General features: G+C 41.6%; 7 protein-coding genes. 3 read left to right on the forward strand and 4 right to left on the reverse strand.

The features are described from left to right. Positions 1-452: 452 nt before the first annotated feature. A complete protein-coding gene (locus F3G86_RS08625; RefSeq protein WP_149723614.1) occupies positions 453-1,559 on the reverse strand; it encodes a D-TA family PLP-dependent enzyme in 1,107 nt (368 codons plus the stop codon). A gap of 88 nt (positions 1,560-1,647) precedes the next feature. Continuing rightward, positions 1,648-4,101, reverse strand: a complete 2,454-nt coding sequence (locus F3G86_RS08630) for a molybdopterin-dependent oxidoreductase (RefSeq protein ID WP_149723615.1) — start codon at positions 4,099-4,101, stop codon at positions 1,648-1,650. Between the two features lie 161 nt (positions 4,102-4,262). Between F3G86_RS08630 and F3G86_RS08635 the strand changes: the two genes are divergently transcribed. From F3G86_RS08635 to F3G86_RS08645, 3 genes are read left to right on the forward strand one after another with little or no spacing between them, the layout of a single operon-like run. Next, positions 4,263-4,556, forward strand: a complete 294-nt coding sequence (locus F3G86_RS08635; protein WP_012140151.1) for a putative quinol monooxygenase — start codon at positions 4,263-4,265, stop codon at positions 4,554-4,556. A 32-nt stretch (positions 4,557-4,588) separates the two neighbouring features. After that, positions 4,589-4,810 (forward strand): nicotinate phosphoribosyltransferase, encoded by a 222-nt coding sequence (locus F3G86_RS08640; protein WP_087581498.1) that lies wholly within the window; start codon positions 4,589-4,591, stop codon positions 4,808-4,810. A 51-nt stretch (positions 4,811-4,861) separates the two neighbouring features. Further along, positions 4,862-5,764, forward strand: a complete 903-nt coding sequence (locus F3G86_RS08645) for a Cj0814-related protein (protein WP_149723616.1) — start codon at positions 4,862-4,864, stop codon at positions 5,762-5,764. 277 nt (positions 5,765-6,041) lie between these two features. Here the strand turns inward: F3G86_RS08645 and F3G86_RS08650 are convergent, their stop codons facing one another. Both F3G86_RS08650 and F3G86_RS08655 read right to left on the reverse strand, forming a co-directional pair. Then, entirely contained in the window at positions 6,042-8,780 is a 2,739-nt protein-coding gene (locus tag F3G86_RS08650) for a M16 family metallopeptidase (protein ID WP_149723617.1), read from the reverse strand. A gap of 100 nt (positions 8,781-8,880) precedes the next feature. After that, entirely contained in the window at positions 8,881-9,597 is a 717-nt protein-coding gene (locus tag F3G86_RS08655; protein ID WP_012140154.1) for a basic amino acid ABC transporter substrate-binding protein, read from the reverse strand. Positions 9,598-10,130: the final 533 nt, after the last annotated feature.

The raw sequence follows: 10,130 nt of genomic DNA on the forward strand, positions 1-10,130 counted from the left end.
TAAAATTTCATGAGCGAGTAATTTCGGCTCTAAAATTTGAGCTAAGCTGCAAGCGAAGCCAAATTTTAGCAGCTAACTCTTGCGAGTGAATGAAATTTTAAAATTTGCAAAATAGATTTTTATAAATTTAATGTTTGTTTCTTTGTTAAGGGGGAAGAGGCTTGAATTACGGTCTGCTTGCAGTTGCGAGATGAAGTCGAAGCAAAAGAGCTCCCTTCCCCCTTAACAATCCCCTAACCCCGACGACGTTAGAGGTGGCATGCAATGGTGCTAAAGCACTGCATGCGTTTGAATATTAAGCGAGTATCAGAGAAATTTTAAAATTTTATGAACAAGTAATTTCGGCTCTAAAATTTGAGCTAAGATATAGGCGAAGCCAAATTTTTAGTCAATTCTTGCGAGTGAATGAGATTTTAAAATTTAAATTTTTACATAAAACCCAAAGCAAATCCCTACTCTATCTTACCTCTTGCCAAAACTGGCACCTTTTCGCAGACCTCATCGCCACTTACGAGATAGGTGTAGTCATACAAATTTACCACCGGGCAGATGTGGTTTGGATAGATGCGAACAAGATCGCCCACGCGCACGCTTTTTGCAAATTTCTCGTTTAAAATGATCGCATGCTCGTCAAATAGGCTATCTATCCACACCTTATGCTCTGCGATGAGCCCCATGCCAGGCGTCGTGCAAAAGCCCTCGCTGCGCCTCTCTTTAGTTAGCGCCTTTGCCCCAGCATCAAGGATCGTGCGGGTCGCAGTCGGCCTTGAGATCACGACGCTAAGCACGCTAGCAGCGTTCATATCAAAGCTGCCATAAGCATTTGCCTGCGACGCATCCATAAATATATATGTGCCAGGTCGCAGCTCCGTAACGCCTTTTGGTATCTCAAAGTCGTTTATCAGTGAGGGCGTCGAGCCAATGCTAACAGTAATTTTCTCATATCCAAACTCACGCGCGATATCAGCAAATTTTAGCGTTCTCTCGGTCGCTACTTTAAAAATTTGCTCGCACTCGCGCTTATCTTTTGCCTTGTACGAGTGTCCATCATGCGAGAAAACACCGCAAAATTCCACATTTTTGCACTCTTTAAAAGCACCCATCAAAGCTCTAAAATCGCCCTCTTCTATGACGCCCGAGCGGTTTTCGCCAACTTCTATCTCGACAAGCAGCCTAGCTATCTCGCCAGCCTCGCCAAATACCTCATCAATGAGCCTTAAAACGCCCACGTTATCGACGCCAAAGCTCACTTTTACGCCAGATCTTACAAGGGCTATGATGCGAGCAAATTTCTGCCTTGTGACGATCTCATTTGCGATGAAAATGTCTCTTAGACCCTCTTTTGCCATCACTTCAGCCTCGCCCACCTTTGCCACTGTGATGCCCTTTGCACCGCACTCTACTTGCAGCTTTGCAAAATACGGCATCTTGTGCGTTTTGGTATGTGGTCTTAAGCTTACATTAAATTTATCAGCATATTTTTGCATTTTGTCTAAGTTTTTTAGCACTATCTCTTTGTCTATGAGCAGCGCTGGAGTGTCTATTTCGGCTATTTTCATGAGCTATCCTTTCTTTTTTCTTAGATTTTAACTCTAATTATTTAAAAAAGGATAGCTTTTAGCACTTTAAAATTTCAAAGTGTTACTTTTAGGCCTTTCTTGCGCCGATCTTTGGTGCGTCAAACGCCCTGACACGTTTTGGCGTACCCTTAAATTTCTCGACCTCGACAAGGCTCGTATGGGCGGTGTTGCTCTGGCTCATCTTGCTTGATGGCACGTCTTTTGTGAGCACGTTTAAATTTCCGTGCAAACAAAGGCTCTTCTCGCCTGGCACATCTGGGTCGTACCAAGCGCCTTCGCTCACGATGACGACGTTTTGTGGCACGTCCTCGGTCACAAAGGCACCGCACAAAATTTCGCCCCTGTCGTTGTAAATTTTCACCACGTCACCCATTTTTATCCCTCTAGCCTCGGCTGTTTTTGGGTTTATGAGCACTGGCTCGCGCTCTGCGATCTCGTTAAAATGGCGAAGCACGGAGTTGTTTAGCTGCGAGTGAAGTCTAAATTTAGAGTGCGCGCCGCTGATGGCGATAGGGTATCTTTTATTTTTTGCACCCAGCCATTCAAAGGGCTCAAGCCACGTCGCATGCGGTGGGCAGTCGTCGTAGCCAAAGCCAGCGACCGTTTCAGAGTAAATTTCTATCTTGCCAGATGGCGTTTTTAGCGGATTTGCCACTGGGTCGTCGCGGAATTTCTTATAATTTGTAAAGTAGCGTTTTTTCTCATCTACCTTATCAAATCTAAAATATCCCTTCTGCCAAAACTCATCAAAGCTTGGAATGCTCTCATATCCAAGCCCAGCAGCCTTTTTAACGGCATCTTCGTAAATTTCTTTGACCCACTCTAGCTCACTTTTGCCCTCGCTAAATGCCTCTTCCCTTCCCCACTCTTTTGCGATGAGCCTTGCGATCTCGAAGTCGCTCTTGCTCTCGCCAAATGGCGCGACAAGCGGCTTAATAGCAAAGAGATATTCGTTTGTTGAGTTTGCCATCTCGATGTCCGTTCGCTCGCACTCAAGCGCAGCTGGCAGGACGATGTCGCTAAATTTAGCCGTGCTCGTCCAAAATGGCTCGCAAGTGATGATCGCACTAACTTTTTGCATCGCTTTTATCGCTCTATTTGTCTCTGGGTGCCTTGTAAATGTCGAGCCATTGGCGTTAAACATCACTCTGATCTTTGGTAGCTTGTAGCTCTTGCCATTTCTAGTTATCTCTTTGCCAGGGCTTAAAAGTGCGTCTATGAGCCTTGAGTTTGGCAGCTCATAGCCCTTAGTCTTTGGCACAAGGCCACTATCAATAAATTTTTGTGGCACCTTCGTCTCAAAAGCCGCTAGTTTAGGCGCTATGAAACTTTCATCAGCGTTTTTATGCATGCCGTCATTTGTGACAAAGCCACAACCCTCTTTGCCGATGTGCCCAAGCATCGCATTTAGCGTCACAAGCGCCCAGTACGCCATCTCGCCGTGATCTTGCCTTTGGATGGCGTAGCCACTAACTATGACTGAGTCGTTTTTAGCTAGATCCTCGCTAAATTTAGCAAGATCTTGCTCGCTAACGCCACAAATTTTACTTGCCCAAGCTAGGTTTTTATTGACCCCGTCTTTTGTGCCAAGCATATACTCTTTAAATTTATCAAAGCCAACGGTGTATTTTTCTATAAATTCTTTGCTGTAAAGCCCCTTTTCAAAAAGGTAGTTGCACATACCTATTATCATCGCCGTATCGGTGCAAGGCACGACTTCAAGGTACTTTGCGCCAAAATATCTTGCGCTTTCGTTGTGATAAACGTCGACGCTATAAATTTTCATCTCGCCGCTCTCGCCTTTTTTTCTGATCTCATCGTAGTATTTATATGAGTTGTGAAGCGGCACGCCAATGGCGATCTTGTTTGAAACGACTGGGTTTGTGCCCCAAAATACGATCGTTTTGGCATTTTTTAAGATAGCCTCCCACTTTGTTGGCGCGAGTGTTGGATCGATCGAGCCAGTGACGTGAGGCAAAATGACAGTCGCTGCGCCGTATGAGTAGCCACCAAGCTCATTTACATAGCCGCCAAGCACGTTAAGTAGCCTCTTTGCGGTCTTTTGGCTGTGGCCGACTTTACCAAGGCTACCCCACTGATAAACCTGTCCGTATATCGCTTCAGCGCCGTATTTATCAAAGTTTTCTTTTAAAATTTTCGCACTTAGTTTTATCGCCTCATCCCAGCTAACGCGCACAAACTCCTCTTTGCCACGAAGCTCTGGCTTTGGGTTGTTTGGGTCAGCCAAAAAGCTCTTTCTAACAAATGGAAATTTTACACGGCTTTCATTTTGGATATGATCAAGAAGTGCGTTGTTTAGCTCATTTGGGCACGCATCGCCCTCAAATGGCTCAGTCTCTACAACGCGCCCTGCGATAGTTTTTACATAAAATGGACCAAATTTGTTTGCACTTAGCCCGCTTTGCTTGTCAAAAAGCGCCTGAGCTGCTCCGTCAAGCTCCTTTGCTTGAAGGCTTGCTGCGCTTAAGGCACCAAGTCTCAAAAAGTCTCGTCTTTTCATTTTTTCTCCGATTTTGGTTAAATTTATTATTTTTGGTTGGTTTTATGAGTTATAAATTTAGTATTTTGTATCATCTTGTCATGAAAAGGCCTTGTAATGTGATACGCAAACTTGCGTCTAAATTGCGTTATTTTAGCCAAAAAATATTAAAGGATAGACAAATGGTAGGATTTTATGTAAATGTAAAGTTAAAAGCTGGATGCGAGGCGAAATTTGAAGAAATTTTAAAAGAGATCGTGCCAGCTTCAAGAAAAGACAAAGGCTGCATAAGCTACGAGTGCGGCGTGGTTGCAGGCACCAAAAGCGAATACTGCTTTATGGAGAGCTGGGAAAATTTAGAGAGCCAAAAAGAGCACATGAAGAGCGCTCACATGGTGAAAAACGCAGCTGCTCTGGAGGCTTGCAAAGAGAGCCAAGAGGTAAAAATAATAAATTTTGTAAGCGTGAAGGAATAATATTTGCTTAAAAAGGGGCAAATTTTAAAAAAATGAGCGAAGAAAAGATGCTTGAGATGATAAACGCGACTGCCGATGTTATTTTTATGGCTATACTTAGAGGACGTGTGAGCCTTGAAGCCTGCAAAAAAGACAAGGAGTTCATCGACGCTTTAAGAGAAGAGCTGCTTAGCAAAAACCCAAACAAGCTCAAAGTCGCGCAAGACTCGCACCAGATGATCGCCATTTTTGAAAAATACCGCAATAAAAAATAATCCAACTTAAAATTTAAATTTATTTGCCGATATAGTGTTAAAGGATTTGACATGATAAACGCACTAAATGGACTTAATCAAAGCTTTAACTATCAAGACGCTTTTAATAAGCAGCCAACGACTATCGCAAATTTAGGCAAAGTAAAAATTTCTCCCAATGCCCTAGACATCAAGCATCTATCGCTCTCTGGCTACTCGTCAAATTATAAAATTTCTATCTGGGGCAAGATAAACGGGCTTGATAGCTCTATGGGTAAAGACGAGGTTGCTAGCCTTAAAAATTTCGTTGATAGCACGAAGCTTTGGAGGTTAAATTCCGTCCTTACTAGCGAGAAAAACGGATTTAGTGTAGATGAGTTTAACAAAACCTATCACATATCCGCTAATGCCACCAAAGCTCTTGGCGCTCTAATCAATCACGACATTGGCGTACTTCATCTAAGTCGTGAGGCTAGAAATTTGCTAGACTCTGATCTAAGTATCGACGATTTTAAAGACAAATGGCTGGAATTTACCGCCGAAAAGATACTTGGCGAGCATGCAAATGTGAAAATTTCTTTTAAAGACGGTGCCTTGCACTACGAGCAAACATCGGCTAAGAAGCGCATAGAAATCCTAGGTCAAGCGATGCCACAGCGTGTAAGCTACGCTGATAAAAACAGCAAAGATGAGTTTTTGAAATTTCTAAAAACAAGCTATGAAAAGGGTGAAAATATCGCTGATGTGCTGCAAAATATCGCCCTTACGCCAGTTAGAGAAGATGGCGATGAGGATATAGAAGAAGAGAAATTTAAGCCTATGCAAGTTACCAAAAAGAGCGTGACCTACACGGACAAGGATATAAAACGCGAGTTTTTTGAGGAATTTATCAGGCGCGAGGTCGAAAATGGCGCAAGCTTTGATGATCTAGTGCAAAAGCTAAACAAGCTAAAGCCAAAGGATATACTGGCTTAGCTTTAGGTTTAAATTTTGAGGCTGGCTTAGTTCTCTAAATTTCTACTCAGGTTTAAATTTCTTGAGGCTAGTTTCACTTCTCAAATTTCTGCCTAGGCTTAGATTTCTGGAGGCTGACTTAGCTACTCAAATTTCTGCTTAATCTTAAATTTTAAAAAGCTAGCTTAACTCCAAATTTTTCTACTCAGACTTAAATTTAAAGAGCCATCTTGACTTCTAAAATTTCTGCTTAATCTTAAATTTTAAAGAGCCAGCTTAGCCCAGCCCCAAAAAATTCCTACTTCGGATTATTTATACTTATCACCATATTTTTCTCATCAAGATATAGCCTAGCAGCCTCTTTGATATCGTCATTTGTGAGCGCTTTGACCGCATCTATATACTCATCAGCCGTGTAAAGTGGTGTGTTAAAAATTTTATTTGAGATGATGAGATTTTGCCAAAACTCAGGCTTTTCATAATCTTTTTTTATAGAAATCTCACTCTGCGCCTTAAAATCCTCCAAATGCTTTGGCAAGAGTGCGCCATCACGCTTGATGCTAGCTATTATCTCTTTTATCTCGGCGATGATCTTGTCCGTGTTTGCAGGGTCGCAAGTAAAGCCGATCACCGCCTTTGAGTGCTCATACGGATAGCGAGCGAGCTTAGCGTTTAGGCTAAAGCCGTATGTTTGCCCCTTGTCCTCTCTGATCTTTTCACGAAGCGCCGTTTTTAGGACCGAGCTTAGCGCTCTTAGCTTGACCACCTCTTTGAAGCTGTATTTTGTATCTAAATTTACGATATCCACGCTCACATCGCTTCTTTTTGTGCTTTGATACTCCCTTTTAAAGGTGTGCTCTCCCTTGATGCTTCGCACGCCGTCATCTTTAAAATTTTCAGCCTCGCCAAGCTTAGGCAGCGTGGCGATATACTTTTTAACAAGTGGCAAAAGCCTCTGCTCGTCGGTGTCGCCGATGATTACGAAGGTGTATGAGGCTGCGTTTGTAAATTTATCTTTGATGATAGCTTTTAGCTCATTTAGCTTTAGCGCATCGATCTGCGCCATCTCGATGGGCGCTACACGCTTATTGTTTTCATAAAAAAACTTGCTAAATTCGGTACTAAATTTATATTCAGGTAAATTTTGCTCTTTAGCTAGCTCATCTTTTGCTCTTTGTTTTATCCTCTCAAGCACGTTTGCATCGGCTCTTGGAGAGCTAAACTCTAAATTTATAACAGCTAGCAGAGAGCTAAGATCGCCACTGCTTGAAGAGCCGTAAATGCCCTGCGTAAGCGCCTCTATGCTCTTTTCGTAGCTTACTATCTTGTCGTTTAGCACCTTTGAAAGCTCGTAGTTGTTAAATTTACCAACGCCACTTTCATTTGTGAGCGCAACTGCAAAGCCACCAAGCTTAGGATCAGCTAGATCTGAAGTGCCACCCTTGCTAATGGCCGCAAACAAGATGCTATCTTTTTTGGTGGCTAGTGGCTTAAAGATGACTTGCGAGCCATTTGGCAGCTTATAAGTATAGATGCCATGCTTTTGGTCAAATTCGCTAGAGACTATATCTTTTGGCTCTAAATTTTCATTGCCAAGGCTCTTATTTAGGCTCTGGCTAACTAAATTTGTATCGTAAGGGCTAGCCTCATCTTTTAGCTTCAAAAAGGCATCTTTGCTAAGTTTAAAGCCATCTTTGCTAAAGACCCTCACGCGCTCATCAGGTATGGCTAAAATTTGCTTAAATCTAGCATTAACATCCTCTAGCGTGATCTCGTTTAAGAGCTTTAGGCTAAGGTTTTTGCTATCTTCATCGCTTAGCACAAAGCCGCCATTTTCGATCATATTTAAAATTTCACTTGCATAAACGCTTGATTTTTTAGTTTTTGAGCGTTTAAATTTAGCATCCACGTTTGCCACAAACGCCTGTTTCACATCGCTAAAGTCGCCTTTATTAAAGCCAAATTTCTCAATACCTTTTAAAACGCTTAACATATCTTTAAGGCTAGCGTTAAAATCATCTCCGATCACATTTGCCTCAAAGCTATAAATTTTTTGCTTTGCTTGAAGCGTTTGCGCCATAAAATCAACACTTAAATTTGATGAATTATTTGCATTTTTTTGCTCATAAAGCATATTTATAAGGCTAGCTATTAGCGCATCTTTTAAATTTCTCTTCACATCAGCCTCATCCAAGACTGGCTTAAATTTATCAAAAAAGCTAAGTCTTACAAACTGAGCTGCCGTCTCGTTTGCGTCGTAGTTAAAGACGTTTAGCCCATCTTTAAAAGCGATGCTTTTATCTGGATGAGCGTAAGAGTTGCTATTTTTTGCTGCGCTAAAGTTTTTTTCTATCAGAGCTTTTATCTCGTTTTTATCAAAGTCGCCAACTGCCACAAAGCTCATAAATCTTGGCTGATAAAGCCTCTCGTAAAACTCTTGCATGTGCTTAGCATCCACGCTTTTTATCACGTTCATGTCGCCTATTGGCACTCTTTTTTGATAGATGCTGCCTGCAAAGATGTCCTTACTCTGGGCAAGATAGAGCCTATATGCTGGCGTGTTTCGCTGGCGCTCCTCTTCCATTATGACGCCACGCTCCTTATCAAGCTCGCCTGCGTCGATCTTTACGCCATCGATCCAGTTTGAAAAAACCTTAAAAACGTCCTTTAAATTTTTCTCATTTACATTTATGCTTAGCGTGTAGCTCGTCTGATCGTAGCTTGTTTGCGCGTTTAGATCAGCGCCAAATTTAACCCCGAGGCTCTCAAGCTGCTTGATAAGCTCATTTTTGCTAAAGTCACGGCTGCCATTAAACGCCATGTGCTCCAAAAAGTGCGCAAGCCCCTGCTCACCGTCTTTCTCATCAGTCGAGCCTGAGTTTACGACTAGGTAAAATATGGCCGTTTTTTGCGGGAGTTTATTCTCTTTTATATAGTATTTAAGCCCGTTTTTTAGCTCGCCACTTAGCATATCTTTGTCATTTTGCAAGGCAAAGAGGCTAAGTGCTAAGCACAAAAGTAGCAGAATTTTTCTCATAATCCGTCCTTTAAATTTCTATGTAAAAGCGGATTTTAGTATAAATTTTAAAATGCAAGATAAAGCTAGCCTGCTAAATTTGCAGGCTAGTTGAGAGGTGTTATTTTAGTTCGTATTTTTTAAGCAGTGCGTCGTAGCTGCCGTCTTTTTTCATCTCATCTAAAATTTGATTTATCTTAGCGATAAGTTCGCTCTGCTTATTTTTATCAAAAGCGATTGAAAAGCCCTCGCTACCATCAACCTCTTTGAAAAATGCCTCTACTTCAGGGTTTTTCTTAATAAAGCCATAGCCGATCGAGCTATCAAGGATGACTGCGTCAAATTTGCCAACTTTTAGCCCCATTATAAGTGGCACAGTATCTTCTGAAGGCACTACTTTTGCGCCATTTATCGCATTTGCAGCTAGCTCTTGGATGGTGCCTTGTTGCACGCCTACTTTTTTGCCAGCTAGCTCCTCTTTAGCTTTTAAAGCGTCGTTGCCTTTTTTCTTTAGGTAGATGTTTTCAGTTAGATAGTATGGCTTTGTAAAGTCAATCGACTTTAGTCTATCGGGAGTCGCGCTCATCGCACTTATGATGCCATTTATCTTGCCAGCTTTAAGCGCTGGGATGAGACCATCAAAGCTCATATTTATGATCTTGTATGAAAAGCCAGCACGCTTTGAAATTTCATCTATCAGATCGATGTCAAAGCCTGTTATTTTGTTATTTTCATCGATGTATTCAAATGGCGGGTAGTTTGCCGCTGTACCAAATTTTAGCTCGTTTGCACAAAGAGCAACAAAAGCTGTCAGTAAAAGAGCAAAGATCTTTTTCATGTCTATCCTTTAAGGTGATTTAAAGCCCTAATTATCGGCATTTATCTATTAAAATTTGTTTAAATTTAGCGCAATGATAGAAATTTACATAAGCTTGTAAAGCATATAGGTAAGTACGATAAAAGAGGTCAGGCAAATTTTAAACTTTCACTCACTCACAAGAGTTGACTACTAAAATTTGACTTCACTTATTGCTTAGCTAAAAATTTTAGAGCCGAAATTACTCGTTTATGAAATTTTAAAATTTAAGGTAGGTTTTTTAGAATAAACTGCATGCAGTGTGAAGTACTGAGACATGCCACCTCTAACGTGCGAGGGGTTTATGGGATGTAAAGGGGGATAAGGGGACGGCTTTGCTTCGCTAGCTCGCAACTGCAAGCAGACCGTAATTCAAGTCCCCTTGTCTCCCCTTTTTGATAAAGCAAATTTAGAAATTTAATTAAGCTGTCTTTGCAAATTTTAAAACTTTACTCACTCGCCTTAGCAACTTACCAAATTCAGGTCTCGTTATCACTTGCCACTGAATTTGGAAG

The sequence above is a fragment of the Campylobacter concisus genome, assembly GCF_902460595.1.
GTDB lineage: Bacteria > Campylobacterota > Campylobacteria > Campylobacterales > Campylobacteraceae > Campylobacter_A > Campylobacter_A concisus_BL.

What these genes read in the sequence shown, in the direction of transcription:
- F3G86_RS08640 (WP_087581498.1), top strand. Translation starts at nt 4,589, where the DNA reads ATGAGCGAAGAAAAGATGCTTGAGATGATAAACGCGACTGCCGATGTT.
- F3G86_RS08650 (WP_149723617.1), bottom strand. Translation starts at nt 8,780, where the DNA reads ATGAGAAAAATTCTGCTACTTTTGTGCTTAGCACTTAGCCTCTTTGCC.
- F3G86_RS08655 (WP_012140154.1), bottom strand. Translation starts at nt 9,597, where the DNA reads ATGAAAAAGATCTTTGCTCTTTTACTGACAGCTTTTGTTGCTCTTTGT.
- F3G86_RS08645 (WP_149723616.1), top strand. Translation starts at nt 4,862, where the DNA reads ATGATAAACGCACTAAATGGACTTAATCAAAGCTTTAACTATCAAGAC.
- F3G86_RS08635 (WP_012140151.1), top strand. Translation starts at nt 4,263, where the DNA reads ATGGTAGGATTTTATGTAAATGTAAAGTTAAAAGCTGGATGCGAGGCG.
- F3G86_RS08625 (WP_149723614.1), bottom strand. Translation starts at nt 1,559, where the DNA reads ATGAAAATAGCCGAAATAGACACTCCAGCGCTGCTCATAGACAAAGAG.
- F3G86_RS08630 (WP_149723615.1), bottom strand. Translation starts at nt 4,101, where the DNA reads ATGAAAAGACGAGACTTTTTGAGACTTGGTGCCTTAAGCGCAGCAAGC.